Origin of the sequence: Haloprofundus marisrubri (assembly GCF_001469955.1) — an archaeon.
Classification (GTDB): domain Archaea; phylum Halobacteriota; class Halobacteria; order Halobacteriales; family Haloferacaceae; genus Haloprofundus; species Haloprofundus marisrubri.
Map to the genome: position 1 here is coordinate 77712 of NZ_LOPU01000031.1, position 26119 is coordinate 103830.

Below are 26119 nucleotides of genomic sequence, written 5' to 3' on the forward strand. Positions count from 1 at the left end.
CGCGGGTAGGGGTACTTGGTGCCACTCCGGCCCATACCGTATTATCACCGCCGAGCGCTCGCTCTACGAGCGGCGGCACTCTCGACTGTTGAACCCGGAGAGCGCCGCGTGAACTTCGAGACGTGGGACCCCGTCTACGAACGGATTCTCGCCGACTTCGGCTTCGACCGCAGCGGCGACGAACGCGCCCGCGACGAACTGGCAGCACTGGCTAACCCCTTCGACGAGTCACGTCTCCGCGTCGTCGACGGCGCGAGCGTCGCCGTCGTCGGTGCCGCGCCGTCGCTCGCCGAGGAAGTCGACCGCGCGGCCGACGCCGACTACGTGTTCGCCGCGTCCACGGCCGCCGACGTACTCCGTGAGAACGGCATCAGTGTCGACCTGATGGTGACCGACCTCGACAAGAACCCCGGAACTGCCCGCGAGTTGACCCGGCAAGGAGTTCCGGTCGCGGCGCACGCCCACGGCGACAACCGCCCTGCAATCAGCGAGTGGATACCGCAGTTCGACGCCGAACACGTCTTGGCGACGACGCAGGCGGCCCCCGCGGGTCCGGTCGTCGACTACGGCGGCTTCACCGACGGCGACCGAGCGGCGTTTCTCGCAGACGAGTTCGGCGCTGGGGAGCTCACGTTTGTCGGCTGGGAGTTCGACGACCCGACTGTCGACGAGATGAAAGCGAAGAAACTCGCGTGGGCCGCCCGACTGCTCGGATGGCTGGAGCGACGACGCGACGATCGATTTCCGATTTTGGACGGCCGTCGAGGGTCGCTCGGGTCGTCGCTAAAGGGCGATGCCGACGACGAAAACCAGCAGTAACAGATACCAAAGCGCCAGCAAGACGTTGCGTTTCGGTGCGTGGGGTCGAAACACGACCCGCGAGGCGAGCGCGCTGGACGGGCGCGGTCGGTGGACACCGGTTACTCGGCGGGGAGTCCTCACGGCGAATCACTGCTCGGGCGCTGTAGCGCCGACGCCGACTGCTCCGAGTTCGTGTCGACGACGAGCGAGTCGTTGCCGCTCGGGGTGGCGGTCTCAGTAGTCTCGTCGGATTCCGGCGTGGCCGCCATTTCTGATGTGGTCGTGGATTCCGGGGCTTTCGAGGTGGTCGTCGTGTTGGACAGCGTCGAGATGTCCGTGTCATCGGACGTCTCGGTCTCGCCGGACCGCTCCGTCTCGTTCGACGCCGCGTTGACGCTCGCAACGCTCCGCCAAGCGGGCGAGCCGTCTCCGACGTCGTCGGCGACACTGATTGAGACGTCGACGTCGACGCGGTCGGTGTACAGCGCGTAGGTCGCACCGCCGCCCAGCGCTGCAAGGAACACACAGCAGAGCGTGGCGAGTGCGGCGATTCGACTCAGTTCTGCGGTCATTGTGCCACCTCCACGGACATCTCGTCCGACGTCGCCGTCTCCGCGTACGCGGCGTTGGACGCCACGGATTCAGTATCCGATACGGACTCGGTTTCTGTGTCCGTCGGCGCGCAGGCGTACAACACGTCGCCATCGACGACCAGAAGCGTCCCATCGGACTCGTCAGTGACGACCGGACGACCGACTGCGGCGGCGAGTGCCGAGAGTTCGTGGCGCTCGCTGACGTCGATTCGGGGGAGGTCTGCACACGCTGGCGAGAGACTGACGCGCGCGAGAGCGGTCACGTCGGAGTGTGTCGTCTCCGTGTGCGTTTCAGCAAGGCGTCCGTCGCTATCCGAGTCACCCGAATCGTCCGGGCCACTTCCGCCGTCGTTCGCCGCCGACGTCGAACCAGCGTCGAAACCGAACTGACGGAGTACCAGTAACAACAGCGCTGCGGTAAGGGACCCTGCGGCGACGGTCACAGAGAGCGGGTCCTCGCCGGTCACGCCGATGTATCCGGCGTACAGCCCCAACGCAACTAAGAGAACGAGTGAGAGCGTGAGGTCCGCTCGCGTCAGCGTCAGACCGGAGTCGGTCGCATCGACGCTGTCGGTCGAACCGCGGTCGTGGGTCGGGTCGGTCGGTTCTGCTGTCTCTGCTGTATCGGTGGTTGAATCGAGTGGGTCAATCAAAGTCGTCTCCGTCGTGGTCGGTGAACTGAGGTCGGTCGATGCGGTGGGGTTGTCGCCACTGAGGTCGTTCTCGCTGCGACGGGCGCGGAGGAAGCCTCGAAGTTCGGTCGCCACGAGAAGACCGAACGGCACCACCACGAGCGCGGCGAAGCCGACGGGCGTGTCGGCGAACGAGGAGACGTAGCCGACGTACGGCAGCGTCAGCACGACTCGGCCGATAACGGAGTCGGCGGCGACGGGAGTCGGGTCGGCCTTCTCGTTGGCGTCGCCTTTCGTGACGAACTGACGGTCGGCCCCCTCGCCTTCGACGCCGACGACGCGGTGTGTAACCGGCGTCTCGCTGGTCGCCGAGCGGCGGAACGTGATGACATCCCCTTCCGAAATCGCCTCAGAAGCGACGCCGCCGACGACGACGGCGTCGCCGGGTTGGATGCCGGGCGACATACTCGCCGAGAGAACGACGTAGCTCTGGTCTGCGCCGACGGTCTGCGGCACCGCGTAGACGACGAAGGGAACGACTGCGCCGACGAGCAGCAGCACCGCGAGAACGCTGAGTAGCTTGCGGGTGCGAGCGGTGAGGAGGTTCATCTGCCGCCTCCGTTTCCACCTTTGTTGCCGTTGCCGGGACCACGACCGTTACTGGACTTTCCACCGTTTCCGTCATCAGAACCACCGTTCCCCCCCTTTCCGTTGTTTCCGTTGCCGTTGCCCGGGCCACCGCCGTGTCCGTCGTCCGAGCCGTCACTCCCGTTGGCGTCCTCGACGGTTTGCAGGTTCTCGCCTTCGAACTTGACGCCGCTGGAACCGGTGGGGCACGGTCGTGGGGGCGAAAGCGACGAATCCGGCGTTCCGGTCCCGACTTCGACGGACGCCGGACCCGTCGTCGGCGGAGAGTACTCGAAGTACTCGATTTCCGGACCCGCTTTGAGCACGACGTAGCTGACGGGTTCGGTCGACTCCCAGGTGAGCGCGACGACCTCACCGGGTTCCTTCTCGACGAAGTCTGAGAGCGTGATGTCGTCCGCCGAGAGCGCACCCGAGTCGCTGCAGAACGCGACGAAACTGATGGCCTTCTGGTCGCTCGGCGGTTCGGGCGTCGGTGTCGGCGTCGGCGTTTCGCCGCAGCGTTCGGTCCACGGACTCACCGACGAGTCGACGTGACGCGCCTGTTCGGCGTAGAACTGCAGCGTCAAATCGAGTGTCCGCCCACGTATCTGTTCAGTAGCGACACCGTTGCGGTCTTTGGGCAGCGACACGGCGAGGGTGAGACACGTCTCCTCCTCGGGTTGTGTCGGCGCGGTGTCGACGCGAACGCCGTCGGCGACGGCTTCGAGAACGTCGGCGAGCGTGCCCGTGAACGTCTCGCCCGCGAGCGTCAACGTCGCGTCGAGCGCCGCAGCTACCGGGTTCGAGGTCGGACACGCCCGGAGCCACAGCCACGCCGGATTCGACGACACCGACAGACAGAGCGTCCGTTCGTGGACGCGCCCGTCGTCGCGGAGTCCGTCGAAGGCGAGTCGTGCGGTCGTCTCCGACTCCGCGTCGGCCGTCAACACGAGTTCGCCGCCGCGAAACAGCGATACCGGTGCGGCTTCGCCGTCGCCGAGCACCGCACCAGTTCCAGCGCCGACGAGTCCGCCCGCTGCGCCGACTGTCGTCAACGCGGCGAGCAGACGGCGGCGGCTTAGCTCCGGGCCGTCAGTCATCTCGTCCCTCCGGTTCGGAGAGACGCCTCGAATCGTCGTGCGTTCTTCGTCATAGTGTACCCCCGACGGGAGTCCCACCGACGGAGTCGAACCGTCGTACCGCCACTACGGGTTTCTGCTCCGGGTCTCTGCTCGGAGCGCGGGAGTATCCTCGTCTACCGTCGGTATAGGTACGAGCCGCCGGATACATCGCTAACCTCCGGTTCGGCGGCTCTAACGTCTGATTTGAGCGTTTCGCGGAGGGTGGCGAAAGGCGGTAAGCACACCGAACCGGCCCTGCAGGTGACCCGAGAACGACCGGTACGCGTCACCGACCGGATTTCGTTGGGCCCGTATTGGCCCCATACATATGCCGGCATCAGCCAAGCACAGCACGTCCACCCGGCGCTCGGGACGGACGGGGGAGTACGAACCATGCAACTACGACAACAAACCGTTCCGGAGTACGAGATTCACACCGTCCTGTCGAACCAGCGTCGCCGGGTCGCACTGGAGCATCTCGGCTCCAAGCCGGGACGAACGACCGTCCGCGAACTCTCAGAAATCGTCGCTACCGCCGAGACAGGGGAGTCGCCACCACCGCGGAACGTCCGCGAGTCGGTGTACATCTCGCTGCATCAGACACATCTCCCGAAACTCCACGGCCTCGGCGTCATCGAGTACGACCGCGAACACAAGGAGATTCAACTACTCGACGGTGCCCGTGACGTCGACCTGTACATGGAAGTCGTGACGAAACACGGCATCACGTGGGGCGAGTACTACCGAGGACTGGGCGTGCTCTCGCTTCTGACCGTCGTCGCGTCGAGCATCGGCGTTCCCGGACTCGCACTCGCCGAACCGGTCCTGTGGGCGAGCGTGTTTCTCGCTCTGTTCGCCGGGTCGACTTGCTACCAACTGTGGGCGAAACGCTGGCAGGTACTCAGAGCACTCCGTTGAACCCGAGCGTGCTCGTCGCCGTCTCGGAGGGTGTAATTGTGTCACGAGAGAACACCCGTTAGTAAGTTTCGTGACCAATCTCGTATCAAAATAGTTATCAGCGACCGCTTTGTATCGAGAATCGATTGTCGGTGCTGACGGTCTGAGCAGCCATACAGCACACGTGAAGGTGGTGGAACCCTCCTCGGTTTCACGCGCATCGACAATCGTTTTCTCTCTTTAGTCGCCAGTCACCGACGGAGTCTCGTTCGGTAGGGCCGGTCCGATTCAGTCGACGAACGCCCCGTCTACGGTGTCGTACTCGGCTTCGAAGTATCGCACCTCGCAGTGTTCGCACGTCGCAGCGACGACGTCGTAGCTCTGACAGCACGATTCGACGGCGTGCGTGCCGAGGCCGACGGTGCCGCCACAGACCGGACAGCGTTCGATGCAGGCACGAAGTCCGCTGAGCAGTTGTCCGCGAACGTCGACGGGGAACTCGGACCAGACGTCGACTCGGTCGTCGAGTTCCGCGCTCGCAGCCATGTCGGCGGCGAACGCCTCCCGGGACTCCCACTGGCCCAGCCAGTCGTCGTCGAGCCACGCCGCGACGGCGTTGCCGTGGTCACTGAGCGACAGTCGGTCGGTGCTGACGCCGACGGTGCGGGCGAGTTGACCGACGCCGCCGTCGCCGTCGCGGAGCGCGTCGATTCTGTGATACCACGCCCGCTCGAACGACTCCTCGAGTGCGACGTCGTCGGCGTCGTCGGATTCTCGGAGAGCACCGACGTCTACTAAGAAAGCCTCGGTGTCGAGTGTCGTTCCGTCGGTGCCGACCGTCTCGGTGTCGGCCGACGCAGCGTCGACGGTCTGTGCCGCCCGTCGCCTCGACCGAGCGTGCGGAGATTTGTCGAAGCGGCGGAGCAACCAGTCGGGGAAGTACCGTTTCGTGAGCGCGGGCGTTCCCGGGACGAGGTAGCCTCGCAGATAGATGAGCGCGAGCGACGTGCCGAACACCACGAGACCGACCGGCGGAGAGAGGACGCCCACCACGAGCGTCGCAACGCCCGCGATGGCGACGTTGACCGCCGTACACGGAACACAGCGGTTCTCGCCGACGTACTCCGGTTCCCGTACACGTTCGAGTAGTGCTGAAATCATCGAATCGACCCACCGCCCGTACCGCGGACGATACTGGGTCGTTCGCCTCCGGCGGCATAGGTATGTGGGTCGTCCTCACTCCGAGCGAACTCGGAGAAGCTATCTACGGTTCGAGGACGACTTTGCCGGTCGAGTTGCGGTTCTCGATGTACTCGTGGGCGTCGACAGCCTCCGAGAGCGGGAATCGTTCGCCGACGACGACTTCGAGTTCACCGGCGGTGAGCAACTCGGTCAGTTCGGGCACAGCCTTCAACACCGACTGGGGGTCGTGCTGCATCGCCCGCCCGAGGTGATAGCCGATAACGGACTTGTTCTCGAACAGCAGTCGGGTCGTATCCGCCTGCGCGGGGTCGCCGCTGGCGACGCCGTAGGTAACGAGTCGACCACGGTAGTTCAGCGCGTCCAGACTCGCGTCGAAGACGTCGCCGCCGACGCCGTCGAGAACGAGGTCGACACCCTCGCCGTCGGTTTTTTCCTCGACGACTTCCTCGAACGCCTCCTCGGTGTAGTTGATGGGGTGGCCCAGTCCCAGACGCTCGGCCAACTCGAGTTTCTCCTGTGTGCTGGCAGTGCCGAACGACTCCGCACCCGCGGCGTCGGCCAACTGGACGGCCGCCGTGCCGACGCCACCGGCGGCGGCCTGAATCAGCACGCGTTCGTCGGCGTCCTCAGTGTCGAGGCCGCCCCACTCGTGGAGACAGCAGTGCGCGGTGAGAAACTGCACCGGAAAGCCGGCGGCCTCGGCGAACTCCATCCCCGGCGGGACGTCGAACAGACCGTTGGCGGGTGTGACGACTTTCTCGGCGTACGCGCCGCCGCCGGTCATGGCGACGACCCGGTCGCCGACTTCGCGGTCGACGCCCTCGCCGACGGCGTCTATGGTCCCAGCGGCCTCCATCCCGGGAACGTACGGCGGTTCCGGGCCGCCGCGGTAGTGGCCGCGACGCTGCATGATATCGGCGAAGTTGATACCGGCGGCTTTCACGTCGATTCGAACCTCACCCGGTCCGGGGTCCGGTTCGTCGATATCGACCTGTTCGAGCGTCTCTGTCCCTCCGAACTCGGTCACACGAATCGCACGCATGGAGTCGCGTAGGGGGAGGACACCGATAAGCCTCGGTGAACGGGAAATCGGTTGTAGGCCGTTCTTGACGGCACAGGTCGGGCGACGAGCGTTTCTCACAGCCGACAGCTAAAGTATCTTTTAGCGAACAGTTTTGCGGACGGATAGCCGACTACCGGACACGATGCCACCGGAACACGAACCGAGCGTGATGCCGAGCGGACGACCAAACACGAGCGAATCGAGTGCGGGCGAACAGGAGTTCTCGACGGGGACGACAATCGTCGGCCTCGCAGCGGCCGACGCCGTCGTGCTGGCGACGGACCGCCGCGTCAGCCTCGGCGGAATGGTGTCGAGCAAGTCGACGCCGAAGGCGCTCTCGGTGGGTGACCGTGCGGCGATAGCGTTCTCGGGGACGCTCTCGGGTGCGCAGGCGCTGGCCGACGAACTGGCGACCGAGGCCCGACTGTACGAGTTCCGCCGGAACGAACCACTGTCGACGACGGCGCTGGCGTCGTACGCGAGCAACCTCATGCGCGAGAACCCGATGCAGGTGATACCGATTCTCGGCGGCGTCGACGCCGAGGCCGAAACTGGGGGGAGTGCCGAGACGGCGCTGTTCCAGTTCGACGGCGCAGGGGGCCGTACCGAACACGACGTCGTCGCCACCGGCAGCGGCGGGCCGTACGCCTACGGAGTTCTGGAGTCGGTCGACACCGACGAACTGAGCGTCGAAGAAGCCCAGCGGCTGGGCGCACGCGCCGTCGCCGCCGCGAGCGAACGTGACCTCGCCAGCGGCAACGGCCTCTGTGTGGCGACGATAACGGCAGCGGGAACAGAAATCGAGGAGTTCGACGACGCCGCGGCGGTCGGAAGCTAATCGACGAGGTTAGTTCGCCGATTCCGCGGGCGTCGCCGAGTCGGGTTCTTCCGGCGTCGTTACCGGTTCGTCGGCGTCGGGGGCGTCTACCTCAGAAGTCTCCGCCGCATCGACGGGCCGACGTTCTACGTCGACGACGGTCGGTCCGTCGCCGACGAGCAACTGGAGTTCCTCGTCGTCGAGTCTCGTCGTCACGCGAACACACCACGGGTCCGCCGAGAGCACGGCCTCGCGCCACTCCGACCCGAGGTTCCACAGCGGTCGGTCGGCGAGTCGTTCGCCGTGGTCGGCGTAGAACGCGACGACCTCGGAGTGGTCGACGACGCCCAACGTGACGGGGACGCTCATCTCGAACGGACAGCGCTCGCACTCGATGGCCAAGGTCGGACGGGCGTGCGCCTCGTCGTCCGCGTCGTCAGAATCAGCATCCGCGTCGGCCGGCGAGTTCGGAACCGCCTCGGGGTCGGCGTACTCGATTCGACCGACCGCCGACCCCGCACAGTCCGGACAGACGCCGTCGCCGACGAGTGCGAGACGGCGACGGTGGTAGCTGTCGAACGCCGCGAGGAGTTCTTCCGTGGGTCGGTCGCGGACACCGCTCGGTGGGAACGGCAGCGTGAGGAGGTTCGTCTCGCAGTCGGTGCAGGCGACAGAGACGTGGTTGTCGACGGCGGCGACGGTGAGCGTTTCCGCGTCGCAGACCGGACACGCCCCCGCGAACGATTCGGGGTCGCGGTCGATTCGCCGGGTGTACTCGCCCGACGGGAGCGCGCGGGCGACCTGCCGCCCGGCGTAGGTGAGTCGGTATGTCTCGCGGACTTTCTCGACGTAGTGTCCCGAGAGCTGTCGGAGGTGGTAGGCGAATCCCGCAGTCGTGTCGGCGTCGCTCGCCTCGAACAGGTCCGTGAACGTCGGCGGGTGGTCGGCCTCGGCGACAGTCCTGATGGCGTGGAGGCGCATCTCGTTGCCGAGGCGGGCGAACGCGTCGCTCGCCGTCGGGTTCTCGGAATCGTCGCCCGCCCGTTCGCTCGTCGGGTCCTCGCCGTCGGATGCCATACCCCCACGCAGGACATCGACCCTCAAGAGTCTACTGACGGCCGTGATTCTGGGCGAACGCTCGCTACTGCGGCGGCTGGACTCTGCGAGTCGATTTCGTTTCGGATAGCAATACAGTCGTCTCAGTCCGTAACGATAATTTATGTTAATTGTTACCAACCATCATATGTAATGCGAGCAGCCGTACTCAAAGAGCACGGAGAACCGCTGGAGATAGAAGACATCGACCGACCGACGCTCGACCCGAACGGAGCCATCGTCGAAATGGAAGCCTGTGGCATCTGTCGCAGCGACTGGCACGGATGGCAAGGCGACTGGGAGTGGCTGGGGTTGAAACCCGAACCCGGCCAAGTACTCGGCCACGAACCGGCCGGACGAGTCGTCGAGGTCGGCGACGACGTGGAGAACGTCAGCGAAGGCGACCACGTCGCCGTTCCGTTCAATCTCGGTGACGGGAGCTGTCCGGAGTGTCGTCGCGGCCACTCGAACACGTGTGAGAACGTGATGCCGCTCGGGTTCGTCGAGCCAGCACCGGGTGCGTTCGCGGAGGAACTGCACGTTCCGGTCGCCGACCACAACGCCGTTCGACTGCCGGACGGCGTCTCGTCGACGGACATGGCCGGACTCGGCTGTCGGTTTATGACCTCTTTTCACGCGCTGGCACACCGAGCGGACGTCGGCGCGGGCGACTGGGTCGCCATCCACGGCTGTGGCGGTATCGGTCTCTCGGCCGTCCACATCGCGGACGCACTCGGCGCGAACGTCATCGCCGTCGACCTCCAAGAAGAGAAACTGGAGAAGGCGAAGTCGCTCGGGGCCGTCGAGACGGTCGACGCCTCCGACACCGAAGACGTTCCGGAGGCGGTGAAAGCACTCGCCGACGGCGGTGCGCAGGTCTCCGTCGACGGCCTCGGCATCGAAACGACCTGTCGGAACTCGGTGCTGAGTCTCGGCAACCGCGGCCAACACGTCCAAATCGGGCTGACGACTCAGGAAGAAGAGGGGATGGTGTCGCTACCGACCGACGCGATGGTGATGAGCGAAATCGAGTTCATCGGGTCGCTCGGGATGCCGCCGACGCGGTACGACGAGATATTCCGCCTCGTCGCAACGGGGAAACTCGACCCGAGCGCCGTCGTCTCCGAGACGGTCGGTCTCGACGACGTGCCGGAGCAACTCGAAGCGATGACCGACTTCGGGACGGTCGGGATTCCGGTCATCGACGAGTTCTGAGTCGACCGCCGAAATCGGCGTCGGCCGCACACGTCGCCTCGTTTTTCGGAACTGCCGGTAGCTTAACGGAGACTGCGTCCTTGCTCAGCGTATGCAACTGCACTGGCACCGCCGAGACCTGCGGGTGTCGGACAACCGCGCACTCGCGGCGGCGGCCGACGACGCCGACAGTCGCGGCGAGGTCGTTCCCGTGTTCGTCTTCGACGAGTTGATTCTCGAACACGGGGCCGCACCGCGAGTTCGCTACATGCTCGACGCGTTGGCGGAACTCCGCGAGCGCTACCGTGACCGCGGTAGCGACCTCGTCGTCGTCCGCGGCGACCCCTCGACGCTGCTCGTGGACCTCGCCGAAGAGTTCGACGCCGAGCGGGTCGTGTGGAACGACGATTACTCCGGATTGGCCGAGGAACGCGACGAGGCGGTTCGGGCCGCACTCTCGGATGCAGAAGTCGAGTACGACTCCTTTTGCGACCAAGTTCACCACGAACCCGGCGAGATTCGGACGAACGCGGGCGACCCCTACTCGGTGTTCACGTACTTCTGGAAGAAGTGGCGTGACCGCGACAAAGCGGACCCGTACCCCGAACCCGAGGAGTCGGAGTTAGCATCCATCGACGAGGACGACGAGATACCGACTATCGACGAGTTGGGCTTCGAAGAACCCGAAGCCGACGTACAAACTGCGGGCACCGAAGCGGCCCGCGAGCGACTCGCTACGTTCTGCGACGACGCCATCTTCCGCTACGAGGAGGACCGAGACTACCCGACGCGGGACGCGACCTCGAAACTCTCGGCGGACCTCAAGTGGGGAACCATCGGAATTCGGGAGGTGTACGACGCGACCGAGGAGGCGAAAAACGATGCAGGGAGCGACGAAGCGGAGTCGGTCGAGGAGTTCCAGTCGCAGTTGGCGTGGCGCGAGTTCTACACTCAAGTGCTGTACTTCAACCAGTCGGTCGTCTCGGAGAACTACAAAGAGTACCAAAACGGCATCGAGTGGAACGACGACGAAGAGGGGTTGCAGGCGTGGAAGGAGGGAAAAACGGGCTACCCCATCGTCGACGCGGGGATGCGACAGTTGCGAGAAGAGGCGTACATGCACAACCGCCTGCGGATGATCGTCGCGTCGTTTCTGACGAAGGATCTCCTCGTCGACTGGCGCGAGGGGTACGACCACTTTCGAGCGCTCTTGGCCGACCACGATACCGGAAACGACAACGGCGGGTGGCAGTGGGCCGCCTCGACGGGCACCGACGCGCAACCGTACTTCCGGGTGTTCAACCCGATGACGCAGGGCGAACGCTACGACCCCGACGCCGAGTACATCAAATCGTACGTCCCCGAACTGGCTGGTGTCGACGCCGATACGATTCACTCGTGGCACGAACTGTCCGACGCCGACCGCGAAGACGCCGCCCCCGACTACCCCGCGCCCGTTGTCGACCACTCCGAGCGACGCGAAGAGGCGATAGCGATGTTCGAACGGGCCCGCGGCGAGGCCGACGACTGACCGGGTTCGGCCCCGAAAACCGTTCAACACGGGTTCTTGCACACCCAGAGGGGTTACAGACACACCGAGAGTGTGTTGATACGAATTCTCTCCGACTCAGATTGTCCGTAGGACCCAATTAATTATACCAGTGACATCTGTTGCGAACAAGTAGCCGGCGGGAAACCCTTCAACGACGGTCCGCCGACACGGGCAACACATGAACGAGAGTCCACACCAGTCAGTAGAGACAGACGGTACCGCAACGTGGGGAGAAGAAGTCGTCGAACAGATGACCGTGTACGGCGAACGGGCGGGCGACGCCCTGCTGTACAGTTCGGCGTATCTCGCCGTCATCGCGGCAGTCGAACTCGCCATCGTGATGATGCTTCTGGGCATCCAGTCGAATCCCGCACCGGTCGTCGTCGCGTTCGTAACGTTCAGCGTCTACGCGTACGACCGACTCGTCGACGTCGAAACCGACGAGATATCGAACCCTCGACAGGCCGCGTTCATCCGCCGCCACCGCGATATCCTCTACCTCATGGCGTCGGTCTGTTACGGACTCGCCGTCGCACTGTCGGTTCTCGGCGGACCGTTCGCGTTGGCAATCACCCTGCTACCTGGGATGTTCGGTGTGCTGTACGCCTCCGATTGGGTTCCGAACGTCGGCGTCCGGTTCGCCCGGTTCAAAGACGTACTCGTCGTCAACACCGCAGTCGTGGCGTTCGCGTGGGCAGTCACGCTGACGTTCCTTCCGCTGGCGTTCGCCGGCGAGTCGTTCACCCCCGCGACCGGAATCGTGTTCTGTTACTTCTTCCTGCGCTCGTTCGTCGACACGGAACTGCCGAACGTCGGCGACGTCGAGAGCGACAGAGCCTCGGACGTGTCGACGCTTCCGCTCACCCTCGGTATCCGCGGGACGCGGTACGCGCTGTACGGCGTCGACCTCGCGTCGCTCGGCCTCGTCGTGTACGCCGTCGATGCTGGTGTCCTGCCGCTCAGTGCCGCTGTGGCGCTCGGACTCGGAATTCTCTACTCGCTGTCACTCGTCTCCCGAATCGGACGGACCGAAGATTACGAGGTACTCAGCCTCGCCTCCGAGTGCGAATACCTGCTCGTCGGCGTCGTTCTCGGCGTCCTCGTGTTCATCTGAGAGAGAACTCCGATACTGTCGGAGCGCCGAAACACGAGTCGACGCGGCGGACTTTCGTCGGGAAGTTAATATGTGAGTAGTCATATCGGGGAGAACGTCAGTGAGCGCACTGAGCCAACTGTACGTGGTCGTGCTCGCCACCGTCGGTATCGGACTGACGGCAGCGCTGCTCGCCTGGCGCGAGCGGCCCGAACCGGGAGCGACGCCGCTGGTTGTGATGCTGGTCGGTCAGAGTTGGTGGTCGATATTTTTCGCCTTCGAGTTACAGGCACCGACACTCGCGGCCAAGATGTTCTGGTCGGACGTCCAGTGGGTCGGCGTCGTCGCCATCCCCGTCGCGTGGGTACTGTTCGCGATGGAGTACACCGGCCGCGACCAGTACGTCCGAACGAAGTACGTCGCGGCGCTGTCGGTGGTTCCCGCGCTCACGGTCGTGTTCGCGGCGACGGGCGACTACCACGACCTCCTGTACACGGGGAGCGAACTCACACAGCAGGGCAACGTCGAGGTACTGCGTCGAAACGGCGGTCCGTGGTACTGGGTCTCCGCGGGCTACACGTATCTCCTCGGGCTAATCGGGTCGGTTCCGCTGCTCGGCTACGTCCGCAGCGAGACCTCACAGTTCCGCGGTCAGAGCGTCGCGCTGTTGGTCGGGACCGTCGCACCGTGGGCGAGCAACGTGCTGTTTCTGTACGGCGCGGTGCCGATTCCGGGACTTGACCCGACGCCCGTCGCGTTCGCCGTCTCTGGGGTCGCGTATCTCGGCGCACTCACTCGGTTCCGACTCCTCGGAACCAGCCCCGCGCCCAACCGCCGGGCGCGCCGACTCGTCTTCGAGCGGATGCAGGACGCCGCCGTCGTCGTCGACAGCCACGACTACGTCGTCGACATGAACGAAAGCGCGACGGAGATGCTCGGAACGTCGGCCCGGTCGGCGCTCGGCCGACCCGCCGGCGACGTGCTGCCGAAGTACGACTACGTCCCCAGCGTCGGAACGACGTCGGAGTACGTCACCGTCGACGGCCGAAACGGACAGCGACACTACGACGTGACGGTCACCGAAGTCAGTGACTTCCACGGCCGAAACGTCGGGCGCGTCATCTCCTATCACAACGTCGACGAACACCTGCGCCACCAGCAGCGCCTCGAAGTGCTCAACCGAGTGCTTCGACACAACATCCGCAACGAGACGAACGTCATCTACGGCTACGCCGACCTCGTCGCAGATGAGGAGGGGCCTGCGACCGACCGCGCCCGAATTATCAAAGAACGGGCGATAGCCATCGCGGACATGGGCGAGAAAGCCCGCCAGATTGTCGATACGTTCGAGCAACTCCGCAAAGAGACGCGGACAGTGTCGCTGCGAAACCTCGTCGAACGGACCGTCGTCGACGCCAACGAACGCTTTCCCCGAGTCGAGGTTCGCGTCGGAGCGCTCCCGACGGACGTTCGCGTGAACGCGGTGCTCGGCCCAGCCCTCGAAAACCTCGTCGAGAACGCCGCCGAACACAACACCGAACCCGACCCCTACGTCGAACTCGACGCGACGGTGTCGGACGGGTGGGTTCGCCTCGTCGTCACCGACAACGGCCCCGGTATCGAGCGACACGAGCGGGCGGTGCTCGAACGGGGGACGGAGACGGCGCTCGAACACGGCAGCGGCCTCGGACTCTGGTTGGTCACGTGGGCGGTCGGTATCGCCGACGGTACCGTCGAGTTCGAAGAGAACGGCCCCTCGGGGTCGGTAGTCACCGTCGAAGCGCCGACGTTGCCGGCGGATGAGGAGACGGAAGAGCCAGCAGAGACGGCGGAGAATGAACAGACAGGCACCGAGTCGGTCGGTGAGATGGACACTCCCCCGAACTCGGGCGAGTCGACGACTGGAGACGACTGACGCCGGCGACACACAGTTAGAGTGACATTTATCAGACGTGACTGTGAGCGGTGCGTATGGACCGAAGGCCCTCCACGTGGCTCGCAATTGGTCTCGCTGTCGGCGTCGTCGCTGGGTTCACGCTCGGCAGCGGTGCGCTGGCGAGTGCGTTCGCAGCGTCCGACGACGATGAACTCGACGACCCGTTTACGAGCGTTTCGCGGTCCGGTGCGACCTGCTACGACGGACCGACACCGAACGCCGGATGGCTCCACGAAGGGGCGAACGGTCACTACTACGGAGTTACGCTCAACGCGACGGTGGTTCACGCGCCCGACAAACGACTCGACGCCGTGGTGAAGCACGTGTCCGAGGGACGCTACGTCGTCGCACTCCGGACCGTCGCGCCCGATGACGACGAAGACTCATGGCTGCAACGAAAAGACGACTCGTGTGACCGCGTTTCGACTCACGTCGAGCTTGCAACTTCGCTCCCGACTGACGAGTACCGGGAGGTCACAGTGACCGCGAACGGCCGCGAACTGCTCGTCGTCGAACGCGACGGGACGGTCGCCGAGTTGTACCAGTTGCCGAACCCAGTCAACACGACGGCGTAGATACTGTTGCACAGGTACTTCGTCGAAAACGGAACCGCCACGTTTCTCTCGAAACCGAGTGCGTCAGCGACGCGAACGCCGGGAGCGTTGTTGCTCCGGAACGTCTCGGTTGTCCGCGGGACGTCGCGGACGTCGCCCCGACCGAGCCAACAGATACAGTCCCACGACGACGCCTGCAACGCGGAGGAGAACCCGGAGAGAGCGGTCCACGACTGGGCGACGCTCGACCGTCGTCACGTTCAGTTCGTAGTAGCGGCCGTTTTTCTTCACCATCTCTCGGTCGTACGCGTCGAGCAGGTCGACTCTGTGTTGTGCCTCGTCGTCGAGCGGATACACCATGAACGTCTTGGTGGTGTTTCCAGTGTCGACGGCCCGCTGAGTGACCGGCGGGAGACGCTGGTACGGCCGGGCGAGTCGTTCGGCGACGACGGTCGGTGGTGCGTGGTCGAACGAGAACACCACGGAGTCGTTTTCGATGCTCGTCCGTGGTTCGTAGAATCGCTCGTCGTCGAGATAAACGAACTCGTACGGATACTCCATCACCGGTTGTCCGTCGTCACCGAGTGGAACGGCGGTGTCGTTCTCGATAACTCTCGAACCGTTCGGGCCGAACTCCTCGGCGTACGCGCAGAGTCGCTGGAAGAGGTCCGGATACCGACAGTACAGCACTCGCTGTCTGGCGGGAGGCAGTCGGTCCGGAAACGCCCCGTAGGTGAGTGCACGCTGTGCGACCCACGTGTCCGTCTTCGGTGCCGACCGCTCGTCGGAGACGATGGTCTGTTTCAAATCCTCGTCGAGTTCCGTCGCCTCGAAGTTCATGGTCACCTCCTCCGGCCCACCGTGTGGATACGCGAGCGCCGGATTCAGTAGCAGAACCATGCCGACAGCAGCGAGGAGAACACGTCGCCACTGGTAGTAGTACATCAGAGCGCCGATACTCGGAGTCGGGGTGTAGTTGTTACGTCGGTGAACACTCCGTGCAGTGAGAACTACCCGCTATCGCTCACACCGAGAATGACGCCACACTCGGGGCACTCCCAGACTGCCGCGGCGCTGACGATGTGTTGTGCGGTCGTCTCACTTCGTTGGAGGTTGTTCAGTTCCGTCTCGCAGTGTGGGCACCAACCCATGCGAGAACCGACGAGGCGAACCGGATAGCCTCTGCGGAAACGACTTTCTCCCCACCGCACCCACGAGAACCATGCGCGTAGACATCGTTCTCTACGACGGCTTCGACGAACTCGACGCCGTCGGCCCCTACGAAGTGTTTTCGACCGCTGCGGCGTTCGGTGCCGACTTCGACGTTCGACTCGTGACGCTCGACGACCGCGAGCAAGTGACTGCGAGTCACGGCCTGCGTGTCGGCGTCGACGGCGTTCTTCCTGATTCTGACGCCGACGACCGGTCGGGCCTCCTCATCGTCCCCGGCGGCGGGTGGAACGACCGGAGCGAGGCCGGCGCGCGAGCGGAGGCCGAGCGGGGAGCGATTCCACACGCCGTCTCCGACCTGTACGACGCGGGAGCGACCGTCGCTTCGGTCTGCACCGGCGGAATGTTGTTGGCGACGGCCGGACTCACCGACGGCCGACCCGCGGTGACCCACGGCGGTGCACTCGACGACTTGCGAGCGTCGGGTGCCGACGTAGTCGACGCTCGCTTCGTCGACGACGGCGACTTGCTCACCGCGGGTGGCGTCACCTCGGGTATCGACCTCTCGCTGCATCTGGTCGAACGCGAAGCAGGTGCGGAGATAGCCGACCGCGTCGCCGCCGAACTGGAGTACGAGCGTCGGGAGACGCCGTACCGAGGATAGCTGGAGAGAGTCCGAGACGACTCGACCGGGTAGTTCGGTGTCCGAGAGAGACAGGAGTCGCGGACAGTCGTCCGTAATGTCAACATACAGTACGCTTAATCGGCTCTTCGTTGAGCGTCTCCACGGAATGGCAACTTACGAACTTCCGGAGCTCCCGTACGACTACGACGCACTCGAACCGTCTATCGACGCGCGAATCATGGAACTGCACCACGACAAACACCACCAAGGCTACGTCGATGGGGCAAACTCAGCGCTCGACACGCTGGAGGAGATGCGAAGCAACGGCGACTACGGCGACATCAAAGGCGTCGAGCGCAACCTCGCGTTCAACCTCTCGGGACACGTCAACCACACCGTCTTCTGGGAGAACATGTCCCCCGACGGCGGCGGCGAACCCGGCGGCGAACTCGCCGACGCCCTCGACGAGCATTTCGGCGGCTTCGACCAGTTCAAAGACCACTTCTCGGCGGCCGCCAAGGGCGTCGAAGGCTCCGGGTGGGGCTTCTTGGCGCACGACCACGTCGCCGACAAACCCATCGTAACGATGGCCGAGAACCACCAGAACCAGACGCCACAGGGTGTGACGCCGCTTCTCGTCATCGACGTCTGGGAGCACGCGTACTACCTCCAGTACGAGAACGGCCGCGGCGACTACGTCGACAACTTCTGGGACATCGTCAACTGGGACGACGTCGCCGAACGGTACGATAGAGCGCAGAGCGCCGACCTACTCGGTCAGCACACCCACTGAACGGACAGCAGACGCATCGAACGCGCAGAACGGGCAGAACACGTCGGTTCACGTTGGACCGCGTCGGCTCACGTCGGGGCGCGTCGTTTCGGCTCTGACTTTTTGTTCGTCGGATGAGTCCGCGGCGGCGACGAAAAACGTCGGTTCCCTCGCGCCGACTCACCGAACGGAACGAAGACGAGAGCGCTACAGAACGGCGAGAGGAGTGTCGTATGCTATCTTATGACTTCTCAATCTTTAACATCGTAGCGGAGTATCATTCGACTTGGAGGTATCAGTATGAGCTACGAACTCGACCCACTCCCGTACGATTACGACGCACTCGAACCCCACATTTCCGAGCAAGTGCTGACGTGGCATCACGACACTCACCACCAGGGCTACGTCAACGGCTGGAACTCGGCCGAAGAAACCCTTGCAGAGAACCGCGAGGCCGGTGAGTTCGGCTCTTCGGGCGGCGCAATGCGCAGCGTCACTCACAACTCCTCGGGTCACATCCTGCACGACCTGTTCTGGCAGAACATGTCGCCGGAAGGCGGCGAGGAGCCGTCGGGTGACCTCGCAGACCGCATCGCCGAAGACTTCGGCTCCTACGACGCCTGGAAGGGCGAGTTCGAAGCCGCCGCGAAGGACGCGTCCGGTTGGGCGCTTCTGGTCTACGACACGTTCTCGAATCAGCTTCGCAACGTCGTCGTCGACAAGCACGACCAAGGCGCTATCTGGGGCGGCCACCCGATTCTCGCACTCGACGTCTGGGAACACTCGTACTACTACGACTACGGCCCGGCACGTGGCGACTTCATCGACGCCTTCTTCGAGGTCGTCGACTGGGACGAACCCAGCACCCGCTACGACCAGGCTGTCGAACTGTTCGAGTAAATCCCCGACCCTCACATTTTTTTGACGCTACTGCCGAGCGACGGCGTTGTCGAGAGCGCGTAGAGCGGTGACGCTGTCGAGAGAAAATCGGTGGCGACGGTGTCGAGACGAGAGAAAGTAAACCAGTCAGTCGCAGGTACTCGGCATGAACTCCTCGACGGGCGTCTCGGAGACGGCGGCGGCGATATCCTCGTGGAGTTGGGCGAAGTCGTGACCGGCGTCGGGTCGGTCGAAGCCGGCGAGGACGCCGACGCGGTGGTTGCAGTCGGCGAGAAACGTCCTGAACTGCTCGCTGTGCTCGAAGCCGCGAACCGTGTAGGCGTAGCTGTCGGCGAACAGCGACTCGTACGTGTCGCGGGTGACGTAACCGTAGCGTTCGTTGTCGACGAGCGCGTCGACGTCGAGCGCAGAGAGGTCGGCGGCGGCGTCCGAGCGGAGGTAGAGCTGTTCGTGGGTCCACTGGTCGAACAGCCACACGTCACGGAGCGACTCACCGCCGAACTGCTTGATTGCCGCAAGGAGTCGCTCTGTCGCGTCGCTCATACACCCTCCATTCGCCGCGGTGGGATAATCATTTTTGTGATAGATTGGACAGAAGTCAGACGGGCGTCACACGCGCGCCGGGTCGTCCGCCCTGGGTTCGGTCGCACGCTCACCACGCCCGACTCGCGTCCGGCGACCGCAGGAGTTTACGATGAGGCTGGCGTATCTCGGGGCATGCCGCGACCGAAATCCGAGTTCGAGGAACTGTTCCCGTGTGACTTCTACACGCCCGAAGAACTCTTGGACGACGACCAGATGTACACCGTCTACGAAATCGCGCGTCTCCTCCAGGGACTGGAAGCCGACGCCGAAATCGACGAGGGCGTCGAAGACATCCTGCTCGACTGGGCGATTCCGTGGATTATGCGTAACTCCGAAGAACTCGCCGTCGCCGAACCGCCGAGCGACGAGGAACCCGGTTACTACGGGTTGAGACCGGACGACGAGGGAGACGACGGAGACGACTGAGAGATGCGACTGCTCGTCGCCGGCGGTGACCGCGTCGACGCCGGCAAGACGACGTTCTCGGTCGGTCTACTCGCGTCGTTGCGGCGCGACGGGTACGCGCCCCTCGGGTTCAAGCCACGGGCGGGCAACGACTACTGGTTCGACCACGACGACGTCCGCGCGGCCGTCGGTTCCGGGCGACTGTACGGCAAAGACGCCCGCAAACTCGCGGCGGCGAGCGCCGGTGACGTCGACCCCGAGACCATCAACCCGGTCCACCGTCTCTGGCGGCCGACGCCCGGAATGACCGGACTTCTCGGCGAGAGCGGCCGGACGTTTCTGGTCGACAGAGTGACCGGCGAGGAGGGTCCCGAGTTCGTCGTCAACGCCGACGCCGAAGCCGACGGATTGCTCCCGGCATCGGTGGCCGAGTCGCTTCCGCTGGCGGACGCTCGTCGCGTCGAGTCCGTCTCGGAGTTCAACGAGGTGATGCGCGAGCGCTACCTTCCCGCCGCGGAGCGTCTCGCCCAGCGCGTGACGGCGACTGAGACGACTGTCGTCGAGTCGTACGCAGATATCGCCGTCCCGCTCTCGGGCGTTTCGTTCGACGCCGTCGCCGTCGTCGAACCCGGACGGGCACGCGTCTACGACGGCGAACGGTACGCGAAAGCCCGCGACGTCGCCAGCGGCGGTCCCCGCGAGGGCCAACTCGAAGAGTACGTCGACAGCGTCGTCGAGATGATTGAGCCACTTTCGACGGTTCACTTGCAGGCGCTCGGCGGCGAGGCACGGGCGGACCCCGAAGCCGTCGCCGACGCGTACGTCGGGGCGTACGACGCACTAATCGACGCGGCCGAACGCTGAGTGCTATCCGAGTCTCGCCGCACGGGCGGCCATCTCGACGTGGTCGGACGGCGAGTCGAGAACGCTCGGGCCGTGGCCGACGTGCATCGCCGACAGCGAGCCGTCGATATGAGTCCGAAGGCGGTCGATACTCTCTATCAACAGTTCTCGGTTCCCCTCAGGCAGGTCGGTCCGGCCGAACCCGCCGTTCTGGAAAACGAGGTCGCCGGCGAACAGCGTGCTCGCTTCCTCGCTGTAGAAGCAAAGGTGGTCGTTCTTGTGGCCGGGTGTGTGGAGCGCGAGATACTCGCCGTCGCCGATTTGCACTGTCGATTCGTCCGCGATGGCGTTGTCGACAGTCGGTTGGTCGGGGTCGAAGCCCCACGTTTCTACGCTAAACGCGTCGCAGACGGCATCGACGTTGCCGACGTGGTCGGGATGGGTGTGCGTGAGGACGACGGTGTCGAGAGTGTCCACCCGTTCGTGGAGTTCGGCGACGATATCGAAGTTCGCGCCGGTGTCGACGAGGACCGTTCTTTCGCCTTCGACGAGGAAGGCGTTGCTCGTGAACGCGGAGACGCCCTCGGCGAGGTTGTGAATCATACGTCCTGTCGGAGGTGGGCGGGTTTGGTGTTTTCCGTCTGAGTTAGACTGCTTCTCAAACTTTACTACCCCTCCCGGACGACGCATGAGACAACACGATGACGCGGACTCACGGCCACGACACGAAAGAGGTGAGCGCGCGATGAGACAGTACCACGACCTCGTCTCGGGCGTTCTCGAAAGTGGGACGTACAAACCGAACCGGACGGGCGTCGACACCGTCTCCGCGTTCAGCCGCCACTACGAAGTCGACCTCGGGGCGGGCTTTCCGCTGTTGACGACGAAAGACCTCTCGGGCTATCGCTGGAACTCGTTGATTCACGAACTCCTCTGGTATCTCTCGGGCGAAGAACACGTCCGGAACCTTCGAGAAGAGACGAAGATTTGGGACGCGTGGGCCGACGGAGAGGGGCGACTCGACACCGCGTACGGTCGTTTCTGGCGTCGCTTCCCGATTCCGGAGTCCGGCCTCGACGGCGAGTCGTGGCCCGACGACTCCCACCGATGGGTCAACGACGACGAGCGAACGTTCGACCAGATTCAGTACGTTCTCGACACGCTTCGGGAGAACCCGCAGTCGCGTCGAATCGTCGTCAACGCGTGGCATCCGGCGAACGCGGCAGTCTCGACGCTCCCACCGTGTCACTACACGTTCGTCTTCAACGTCCAAGGCGACCGGTTGAACCTCCACATGACCCAGCGCTCCGGCGACATCGCACTCGGCATCCCGTTCAACCTCGCAGCGTACTCGCTTCTGCTGCACGCCGTCGCCCAGCAGACCGGGTTCGAGGTGGGGTCGTTCGCGCACACCATCGTCGACGCCCACATTTACTGCGGCGAGAACGAACGCGGCGAATGGTACGCCGACAATCTCGATGTCCTGCAGTCACGTCTGGCGGACATCGAGAGTCGAGACGAGTACCGCGACGTGAGCGAGTGGCTAGAGGAGACTGCCCCCGACGAGGAAAACGACGGCTACGACCACGTACCCGGACTCCTCCGACAGTTGTCTCGTGAACCGCGCGAGCGTCCCACTATCGACATCGCGGACAAACCGCTTGCGGAGTTGACGTTCGACGATATCGAGTTGTCGGAGTACGACCCCGCCGAGGGAATCCGCTTCGCCGTCGCCGAGTAGATGCCGGGAGCATCCGAGATACAGGTCGCGCTCATCGCCGCCGTCGCCGAGAACGGCGTCATCGGCGCTGATGGCGACATGCCGTGGCACTACCCCGAAGACCTCGCACAGTTCAAGCAGACGACGATGGGCCACCCGGTCGTCATGGGACGGCGAACGTACGAGAGCATCGCCCGACAGCTCGGCGGACCGTTGCCGGGTCGGACGAACATCGTTCTGAGTCGGAGCGAGATGGACCTCCCGGAGGGCGCGGTCCACGCCGATTCGGTCGACGCCGCGATGAACATTGCGAGAGAACTCGTCGGGGAGGATGGTGGAACCGTCTTCGTCGTCGGTGGGGCGACGGTGTACGAGCAGTTCCTTCCGCGCGCCGACCGCCTCGTGCTGACCGAGATTCACGAGTCGTTCGAAGGCGACACCGAGTTCCCGAGGTTCGACCGCGAGGCGTGGGTCGAAGTCGACCGAGAGGAACACGACGAGTTCGACTTCGTCGAGTACCGTCGCCGCGATTCGTAGTCGGAAACTGCCGTGAGTGTCGGCTCGAAGCGTTTTCCGGCGGATTTCTTCGTCAGTTTCTCGTCGGAGCGATGGTGTCTGCTAAAATTCGTCTTAGCGAGAGTTTTTCCGGGCGGGCCTCGTAGACGGGTCCGATGACCGGCAGCGTCCTCCCACGGACAGGTCGAACCGACGGTGATACGCGATGAACAACTCGAACCAGCAAGCGTACGACCGGGGCACCTCGCTGTACTCCCCGGACGGGCGCATCTACCAAGTCGAATACGCACGTGAAGCAGTCAAACGCGGCGCACCCGTCGTGGGTATCCGCGCGGCCGACGGCGTCGTTCTCGCCGCCCGCACGCGGTCCAGTTCGCCGCTGATGGTCACAGAGAGCATCGAGAAACTCCACAAGGTCGACGACCACGTCGGCGCGGCCAGCGCCGGTCACGTCGCCGACGCGCGGCGACTCGTCGACTACGCCAGACAGGAAGCGCAGGTCAACCGCCTCCGCTACGGCGAACCGGCGGGCGTCGAGGCGCTCACCAAGGAAGTAACCGACTTCATTCAGGAAAACACCCAGCGCGGCGGGACGCGTCCGTTCGGTGCGGCACTGCTCGTCGCCGGCGTCGACGCGACGGGCCCGCGCCTGTTCGAGACGGACCCCTCCGGCACGCCCCACGAGTGGAAAGCCGTCGCCATCGGCGGCGAGAGCGCGAGTATCCGCGAGTACCTCGAAGACGCCTACGACCCCGAGATGAGCGTCGACGACGGCGTGAGCCTCGCCGTCGAGGCGCTGCTCGAAGGCGCGGACGGCGACGAAATCGCTCCCGAGAGCGTCAGTCTCTCGACGGTCAGCGAGTCGGCACACCACACGTACGACGCCGACGAAATCGCCACCGTCATCGACGGACTCGACCTCGACAGCGACGACGAGTAACGACCGAGAACCACCCGCCACTCGCCGTCGCCGACCACGACTGTTTTGCGAACGCGCGGCGAACGGCCGACGATGGCGACGCTTCGTCGAATCTTCGTCCACCCGATAAAGTCGCTCGACCCCCAGCGTGTAGACGCTGCGACCCTCGTCGAAAACGGCGGCCTCGACGGCGACAGAGAGTTCGCGCTGTTCGACGCCGACGGCCGATACGTCAACGGCAAGCGCAACCGCGACACCCACCGCCTTCGGTCGGTGGTCGACTTCGAGTCGGAGACGGTTCGTCTCGACCCACCGGCCGAGAACGCACGGACGTTCGAGTTGGAAAGCGAGGAGTTGACCGAGTGGCTCTCGTCGTACTTCGGCGAACCGGTGACGTTGGAACGCGACCGGACTGGTGGCTTCCCCGACGACACCGACGCCTCCGGGCCGACGGTTATCTCGACGGCGACGATTCGAGAACTCGCGTCGTGGTTCCCCGACATCGACGCCGAGAGTATGCGCCGTCGCCTCCGGCCGAACCTCGAAATCGACGGGGTCCCGGCTTTCTGGGAGGACCGTCTCTTCAGTAGTCGAAACGAAGTGGTCGAGTTCACCATCGGCGACGCTGATGGCGACAACGAGCGAAAAATCACGTTCGAGGGGATTAACCCGTGTCAGCGCTGCGTCGTCCCCTCCCGGGACCCGGACACCGGAGCGGAGTACGACGGTTTCCGCGAGCGGTTCATAGAGAAGCGAGAAGAGACGATGCCCGAGTGGAGCGGCGGCGACTGGTTCGACCACCAGTTCCGCGTGATGGTCAACACCCGCGTCGACGAGAGCGACTGGGGGGAGACGCTCTCGGTCGGCGACGAAGTGGAGATAGGAGAGACGAAGACGGTCTGAGCCGGGAGTTATCGCATCCGAAGAAACGCCCGAGCGGCGACGACTGTGATACCGATGATTGCCGCGTACAGCAGCAATCCGTACGGGCGGGCCGAGGCGAGTGCGTACTGGACGAGAAGCGCTCCTGCGAGGAGGACGAACCCCACCCAGACGACTGCGGCCATCGACCCCGAAACGGGTGCGTCGTGGTTTTTCGCGCCGTTGTCGGTGTTATTCACACTCTCAGTGTCGAGCGACTCGGGGTCGTTCCACTCGTCTCCACGCCGAGAAGAGGAATTCTCGGAGACGACGGAGCGGAGTCGACGAATCCAGTACGTTCCCGGCGTGAGATACTCCGCACCGACGAGCAAGCCGAGCAGTAACGGGACGTACGGTAGAAACGAGAACTGTTCGCGGAGATACGACGTAGACGGGTCGTCCGGGTTGTAGTGGACCGTCGTCTCCGCACCGGACGAGTAGTCAGAAACAAGCGAACTGATTCGCCACTGCATGTTCGACTCCGTGTCACCTCGGTACGACACTCGGTCGTTTCGGTGCTGTTGGCCGTCGACTGTGTACGTGTAGGTTACGTTCGGTTCGTACTCACGGTCACCCCAAATCGAGATGCGAGCAGACGTGTCCTCGTGGCTGTCGAGTTGCGCTGACTCCACGGTCCCCGTCGTTTCGGCGAACGAGTCGGCGGTCAACTGCTGGTCGACTACCCACGCCCCGCCGCCGACGACGAGCACGACGGCGAAAAAGAGCACGAGCGGCGACCGAACTGCGTTCATCGCTCGAAAATCACGTTCAGTTGACTTGAACGTGCGGAATAGTTACCAATCCGAGAACTTGTCGCGCCGGTAGAGGTCGAGTTCGCTCACCGTCGAGTTCGTCTGCTTCGTGGCAAACGCGATAGCGTCGGCAATCTCCTCGGGGTCGGTCACCTCACCGGGGTCGAATCGGTCCTCGAACGCCTCGTCTATCTCCGCGCCGAACTCGGTTCTGACCTCGCTGGGGTTGACCACGGTGACGCCCACGCCGTCGTCGCCGGCGGCCGCTTCGACGCTGTGGGCGAACCCGCGAAGCCACCACTTCGTCGCCGCGTAGACGGGGTTGAACGGGCGAGGGAACTTGCCGGCGAAGCTCCCGACGTAGACGAGGTTGCCGTCGGTCTCGCGGAGATGTGGGAGCACCGCACGCGTGGTGAAGAACGCGCCGTCGACGTTCGTGTCCATCATCGCCCGGTACTCCTCGGTGGAGATGTCGACGCCCGACCCCCGCCCCAACCCGGCGTTGACGACGGCGATGTCGAGTTCGCCGAACCGGTCGACGGTGTCGGAAACGACGGCTTCGACGGCGTTTTCGTCGCGCACGTCCGCGGGGACGACGAGCGTCTCGACGCCGTACTCCGATTCGAGTTCGTCGGCGAGTTCGGTGAGTCGCTCCTCGCGTCGAGCCGAGAGCGCGAGGTGTGCACCCTCGGCCGCCAGTTTCCGTGCCGTCGCCGCGCCGATGCCGGAACTCGCGCCCGTAACCAGCGCGACGCGTCCGGCGAGTTCGTCAGTCATACGTACCGATTCTCGGGTGGCGACTTAGTTGCAGAG

General features: G+C 64.4%; 29 protein-coding genes. 17 read left to right on the forward strand and 12 right to left on the reverse strand.

Going from position 1 to position 26119, the window contains the following annotated elements; genetic code table 11:
* Positions 1–108: 108 nt before the first annotated feature.
* Entirely contained in the window at positions 109–819 is a 711-nt protein-coding gene (locus tag AUR64_RS16550) for a 6-hydroxymethylpterin diphosphokinase MptE-like protein (protein WP_058583075.1), read from the forward strand.
* Positions 820–938: 119 nt separating this feature from the next.
* Here AUR64_RS16550 and AUR64_RS16555 read toward each other — a convergent pair whose 3' ends face one another.
* Genes AUR64_RS16555 through AUR64_RS16565 form a run of 3 tightly spaced genes read right to left on the reverse strand, consistent with a single transcriptional unit; the run spans position 939 to position 3753 of the window.
* Complete coding sequence (locus tag AUR64_RS16555) at positions 939–1373, reverse strand: SipW-dependent-type signal peptide-containing protein (protein WP_058583076.1); 435 nt, start codon at positions 1371–1373, stop codon at positions 939–941.
* On the reverse strand, positions 1370–2635 hold the full coding sequence (locus AUR64_RS16560; protein ID WP_058583077.1) for a signal peptidase I: 1266 nt from the start codon (positions 2633–2635) through the stop codon (positions 1370–1372). Before AUR64_RS16560 ends, AUR64_RS16555 begins: the two co-directional genes overlap by 4 nt.
* The gene (locus tag AUR64_RS16565) at positions 2632–3753 is read right to left on the reverse strand and encodes a hypothetical protein (RefSeq protein WP_155120639.1); all 1122 of its coding nucleotides are present in this window, start codon (positions 3751–3753) and stop codon (positions 2632–2634) included. Before AUR64_RS16565 ends, AUR64_RS16560 begins: the two co-directional genes overlap by 4 nt.
* 414 nt (positions 3754–4167) lie before the next feature.
* On the opposite strand from AUR64_RS16565, the gene AUR64_RS16570 reads away from it, so the two are divergent.
* Positions 4168–4692, forward strand: coding sequence for a DUF7344 domain-containing protein (locus AUR64_RS16570; RefSeq protein WP_058583079.1), 525 nt, complete (start codon positions 4168–4170; stop codon positions 4690–4692).
* Between the two features lie 267 nt (positions 4693–4959).
* On the opposite strand, the gene AUR64_RS16575 is transcribed toward AUR64_RS16570, so the two are convergent.
* Positions 4960–5832 carry a hypothetical protein gene (locus AUR64_RS16575; protein ID WP_058583080.1) on the reverse strand — a complete coding sequence of 291 codons (873 nt, stop codon included), beginning with the start codon at positions 5830–5832 and terminating at the stop codon, positions 4960–4962.
* 103 nt (positions 5833–5935) lie between these two features.
* The gene (locus AUR64_RS16580; protein WP_058583081.1) at positions 5936–6916 is read right to left on the reverse strand and encodes a quinone oxidoreductase family protein; all 981 of its coding nucleotides are present in this window, start codon (positions 6914–6916) and stop codon (positions 5936–5938) included.
* A 163-nt stretch (positions 6917–7079) separates the two neighbouring features.
* Between AUR64_RS16580 and AUR64_RS16585 the strand changes: the two genes are divergently transcribed.
* Positions 7080–7775, forward strand: a complete 696-nt coding sequence (locus AUR64_RS16585) for a hypothetical protein (RefSeq protein ID WP_058583082.1) — start codon at positions 7080–7082, stop codon at positions 7773–7775.
* 9 nt (positions 7776–7784) lie between these two features.
* On the opposite strand, the gene AUR64_RS16590 is transcribed toward AUR64_RS16585, so the two are convergent.
* The gene (locus tag AUR64_RS16590; protein ID WP_058583083.1) at positions 7785–8831 is read right to left on the reverse strand and encodes a DUF7351 domain-containing protein; all 1047 of its coding nucleotides are present in this window, start codon (positions 8829–8831) and stop codon (positions 7785–7787) included.
* Positions 8832–9002: 171 nt separating this feature from the next.
* On the opposite strand from AUR64_RS16590, the gene AUR64_RS16595 reads away from it, so the two are divergent.
* The 5 genes from AUR64_RS16595 (at position 9003) to AUR64_RS16615 (ending at position 15199) form a co-directional block, all read left to right on the forward strand.
* Positions 9003–10064 (forward strand): zinc-dependent alcohol dehydrogenase family protein, encoded by a 1062-nt coding sequence (locus tag AUR64_RS16595; RefSeq protein ID WP_058583084.1) that lies wholly within the window; start codon positions 9003–9005, stop codon positions 10062–10064.
* 91 nt (positions 10065–10155) lie between these two features.
* Positions 10156–11574 (forward strand): cryptochrome/photolyase family protein, encoded by a 1419-nt coding sequence (locus tag AUR64_RS16600; RefSeq protein WP_058583085.1) that lies wholly within the window; start codon positions 10156–10158, stop codon positions 11572–11574.
* Between the two features lie 199 nt (positions 11575–11773).
* A complete protein-coding gene (locus tag AUR64_RS16605) occupies positions 11774–12709 on the forward strand; it encodes a UbiA family prenyltransferase (protein WP_058583086.1) in 936 nt (311 codons plus the stop codon).
* A gap of 100 nt (positions 12710–12809) precedes the next feature.
* Complete coding sequence (locus tag AUR64_RS16610; RefSeq protein WP_071391311.1) at positions 12810–14603, forward strand: histidine kinase N-terminal 7TM domain-containing protein; 1794 nt, start codon at positions 12810–12812, stop codon at positions 14601–14603.
* A 56-nt stretch (positions 14604–14659) separates the two neighbouring features.
* Positions 14660–15199 carry a hypothetical protein gene (locus AUR64_RS16615; RefSeq protein WP_058583087.1) on the forward strand — a complete coding sequence of 180 codons (540 nt, stop codon included), beginning with the start codon at positions 14660–14662 and terminating at the stop codon, positions 15197–15199.
* Between the two features lie 63 nt (positions 15200–15262).
* On the opposite strand, the gene AUR64_RS16620 is transcribed toward AUR64_RS16615, so the two are convergent.
* Positions 15263–16123, reverse strand: a complete 861-nt coding sequence (locus tag AUR64_RS16620; protein WP_058583088.1) for a hypothetical protein — start codon at positions 16121–16123, stop codon at positions 15263–15265.
* 65 nt (positions 16124–16188) lie between these two features.
* A complete protein-coding gene (locus AUR64_RS20970) occupies positions 16189–16329 on the reverse strand; it encodes a hypothetical protein (RefSeq protein ID WP_169794672.1) in 141 nt (46 codons plus the stop codon).
* Between the two features lie 71 nt (positions 16330–16400).
* Between AUR64_RS20970 and AUR64_RS16625 the strand changes: the two genes are divergently transcribed.
* From AUR64_RS16625 to sod, 3 genes are all read left to right on the forward strand, one after another.
* Positions 16401–17012, forward strand: a complete 612-nt coding sequence (locus AUR64_RS16625) for a DJ-1/PfpI family protein (protein WP_058583089.1) — start codon at positions 16401–16403, stop codon at positions 17010–17012.
* Between the two features lie 127 nt (positions 17013–17139).
* Positions 17140–17766, forward strand: coding sequence for a superoxide dismutase (locus AUR64_RS16630; protein ID WP_058583090.1), 627 nt, complete (start codon positions 17140–17142; stop codon positions 17764–17766).
* Between the two features lie 279 nt (positions 17767–18045).
* Entirely contained in the window at positions 18046–18645 is a 600-nt protein-coding gene (sod, locus tag AUR64_RS16635) for a superoxide dismutase (RefSeq protein ID WP_058583091.1), read from the forward strand.
* A gap of 126 nt (positions 18646–18771) precedes the next feature.
* Here the strand turns inward: sod and AUR64_RS16640 are convergent, their stop codons facing one another.
* Positions 18772–19188, reverse strand: coding sequence for a DUF7522 family protein (locus tag AUR64_RS16640; RefSeq protein WP_058583092.1), 417 nt, complete (start codon positions 19186–19188; stop codon positions 18772–18774).
* Positions 19189–19362: 174 nt separating this feature from the next.
* Between AUR64_RS16640 and AUR64_RS16645 the strand changes: the two genes are divergently transcribed.
* Both AUR64_RS16645 and AUR64_RS16650 read left to right on the forward strand, forming a co-directional pair.
* A complete protein-coding gene (locus AUR64_RS16645) occupies positions 19363–19656 on the forward strand; it encodes a DUF5827 family protein (RefSeq protein ID WP_058583093.1) in 294 nt (97 codons plus the stop codon).
* 3 nt (positions 19657–19659) lie between these two features.
* The gene (locus AUR64_RS16650; RefSeq protein WP_058583094.1) at positions 19660–20499 is read left to right on the forward strand and encodes a hypothetical protein; all 840 of its coding nucleotides are present in this window, start codon (positions 19660–19662) and stop codon (positions 20497–20499) included.
* Between the two features lie 3 nt (positions 20500–20502).
* Here the strand turns inward: AUR64_RS16650 and AUR64_RS16655 are convergent, their stop codons facing one another.
* Positions 20503–21081: an MBL fold metallo-hydrolase gene (locus tag AUR64_RS16655; RefSeq protein ID WP_058583095.1), complete on the reverse strand. Its 579-nt coding sequence runs from the start codon at positions 21079–21081 to the stop codon at positions 20503–20505.
* Positions 21082–21223: 142 nt separating this feature from the next.
* On the opposite strand from AUR64_RS16655, the gene thyA reads away from it, so the two are divergent.
* The 4 genes from thyA (at position 21224) to AUR64_RS16675 (ending at position 24536) form a co-directional block, all read left to right on the forward strand.
* On the forward strand, positions 21224–22219 hold the full coding sequence (gene thyA, locus AUR64_RS16660) for a thymidylate synthase (RefSeq protein WP_058583096.1): 996 nt from the start codon (positions 21224–21226) through the stop codon (positions 22217–22219).
* Positions 22220–22735, forward strand: coding sequence for a dihydrofolate reductase (locus tag AUR64_RS16665; RefSeq protein ID WP_058583097.1), 516 nt, complete (start codon positions 22220–22222; stop codon positions 22733–22735).
* 184 nt (positions 22736–22919) lie between these two features.
* Complete coding sequence (gene psmA / locus AUR64_RS16670) at positions 22920–23654, forward strand: archaeal proteasome endopeptidase complex subunit alpha (protein WP_058583098.1); 735 nt, start codon at positions 22920–22922, stop codon at positions 23652–23654.
* Positions 23655–23726: 72 nt separating this feature from the next.
* Positions 23727–24536 carry an MOSC domain-containing protein gene (locus tag AUR64_RS16675; protein WP_058583099.1) on the forward strand — a complete coding sequence of 270 codons (810 nt, stop codon included), beginning with the start codon at positions 23727–23729 and terminating at the stop codon, positions 24534–24536.
* Positions 24537–24544: 8 nt separating this feature from the next.
* Here the strand turns inward: AUR64_RS16675 and AUR64_RS16680 are convergent, their stop codons facing one another.
* Together AUR64_RS16680 and AUR64_RS16685 are read right to left on the reverse strand one after the other, a co-directional pair.
* Entirely contained in the window at positions 24545–25306 is a 762-nt protein-coding gene (locus AUR64_RS16680) for a DUF3592 domain-containing protein (protein ID WP_058583100.1), read from the reverse strand.
* Between the two features lie 42 nt (positions 25307–25348).
* A complete protein-coding gene (locus tag AUR64_RS16685; protein WP_058583101.1) occupies positions 25349–26083 on the reverse strand; it encodes an SDR family oxidoreductase in 735 nt (244 codons plus the stop codon).
* Positions 26084–26119 lie beyond the last annotated feature (36 nt).

Excerpts from the sequence above, each read along its gene's own strand:
- AUR64_RS16570 (WP_058583079.1), top strand. The coding sequence starts at position 4,168 with ATGCAACTACGACAACAAACCGTTCCGGAGTACGAGATTCACACCGTC.
- AUR64_RS16565 (WP_155120639.1), bottom strand. The coding sequence starts at position 3,753 with ATGACTGACGGCCCGGAGCTAAGCCGCCGCCGTCTGCTCGCCGCGTTG.
- sod (WP_058583091.1), top strand. The coding sequence starts at position 18,046 with ATGAGCTACGAACTCGACCCACTCCCGTACGATTACGACGCACTCGAA.
- AUR64_RS16615 (WP_058583087.1), top strand. The coding sequence starts at position 14,660 with ATGGACCGAAGGCCCTCCACGTGGCTCGCAATTGGTCTCGCTGTCGGC.
- AUR64_RS16585 (WP_058583082.1), top strand. The coding sequence starts at position 7,080 with ATGCCACCGGAACACGAACCGAGCGTGATGCCGAGCGGACGACCAAAC.
- AUR64_RS16645 (WP_058583093.1), top strand. The coding sequence starts at position 19,363 with ATGCCGCGACCGAAATCCGAGTTCGAGGAACTGTTCCCGTGTGACTTC.
- AUR64_RS16600 (WP_058583085.1), top strand. The coding sequence starts at position 10,156 with ATGCAACTGCACTGGCACCGCCGAGACCTGCGGGTGTCGGACAACCGC.
- AUR64_RS16620 (WP_058583088.1), bottom strand. The coding sequence starts at position 16,123 with ATGTACTACTACCAGTGGCGACGTGTTCTCCTCGCTGCTGTCGGCATG.
- AUR64_RS16685 (WP_058583101.1), bottom strand. The coding sequence starts at position 26,083 with ATGACTGACGAACTCGCCGGACGCGTCGCGCTGGTTACGGGCGCGAGT.
- AUR64_RS16640 (WP_058583092.1), bottom strand. The coding sequence starts at position 19,188 with ATGAGCGACGCGACAGAGCGACTCCTTGCGGCAATCAAGCAGTTCGGC.
- AUR64_RS16650 (WP_058583094.1), top strand. The coding sequence starts at position 19,660 with ATGCGACTGCTCGTCGCCGGCGGTGACCGCGTCGACGCCGGCAAGACG.
- AUR64_RS16625 (WP_058583089.1), top strand. The coding sequence starts at position 16,401 with ATGCGCGTAGACATCGTTCTCTACGACGGCTTCGACGAACTCGACGCC.
- AUR64_RS16555 (WP_058583076.1), bottom strand. The coding sequence starts at position 1,373 with ATGACCGCAGAACTGAGTCGAATCGCCGCACTCGCCACGCTCTGCTGT.
- AUR64_RS16680 (WP_058583100.1), bottom strand. The coding sequence starts at position 25,306 with ATGAACGCAGTTCGGTCGCCGCTCGTGCTCTTTTTCGCCGTCGTGCTC.
- AUR64_RS16655 (WP_058583095.1), bottom strand. The coding sequence starts at position 21,081 with ATGATTCACAACCTCGCCGAGGGCGTCTCCGCGTTCACGAGCAACGCC.
- AUR64_RS16590 (WP_058583083.1), bottom strand. The coding sequence starts at position 8,831 with ATGGCATCCGACGGCGAGGACCCGACGAGCGAACGGGCGGGCGACGAT.
- AUR64_RS16605 (WP_058583086.1), top strand. The coding sequence starts at position 11,774 with ATGAACGAGAGTCCACACCAGTCAGTAGAGACAGACGGTACCGCAACG.
- AUR64_RS16560 (WP_058583077.1), bottom strand. The coding sequence starts at position 2,635 with ATGAACCTCCTCACCGCTCGCACCCGCAAGCTACTCAGCGTTCTCGCG.
- AUR64_RS20970 (WP_169794672.1), bottom strand. The coding sequence starts at position 16,329 with ATGGGTTGGTGCCCACACTGCGAGACGGAACTGAACAACCTCCAACGA.
- AUR64_RS16595 (WP_058583084.1), top strand. The coding sequence starts at position 9,003 with ATGCGAGCAGCCGTACTCAAAGAGCACGGAGAACCGCTGGAGATAGAA.
- AUR64_RS16580 (WP_058583081.1), bottom strand. The coding sequence starts at position 6,916 with ATGCGTGCGATTCGTGTGACCGAGTTCGGAGGGACAGAGACGCTCGAA.
- psmA (WP_058583098.1), top strand. The coding sequence starts at position 22,920 with ATGAACAACTCGAACCAGCAAGCGTACGACCGGGGCACCTCGCTGTAC.
- AUR64_RS16575 (WP_058583080.1), bottom strand. The coding sequence starts at position 5,832 with ATGATTTCAGCACTACTCGAACGTGTACGGGAACCGGAGTACGTCGGC.
- AUR64_RS16630 (WP_058583090.1), top strand. The coding sequence starts at position 17,140 with ATGGCAACTTACGAACTTCCGGAGCTCCCGTACGACTACGACGCACTC.
- AUR64_RS16665 (WP_058583097.1), top strand. The coding sequence starts at position 22,220 with ATGCCGGGAGCATCCGAGATACAGGTCGCGCTCATCGCCGCCGTCGCC.
- thyA (WP_058583096.1), top strand. The coding sequence starts at position 21,224 with ATGAGACAGTACCACGACCTCGTCTCGGGCGTTCTCGAAAGTGGGACG.
- AUR64_RS16675 (WP_058583099.1), top strand. The coding sequence starts at position 23,727 with ATGGCGACGCTTCGTCGAATCTTCGTCCACCCGATAAAGTCGCTCGAC.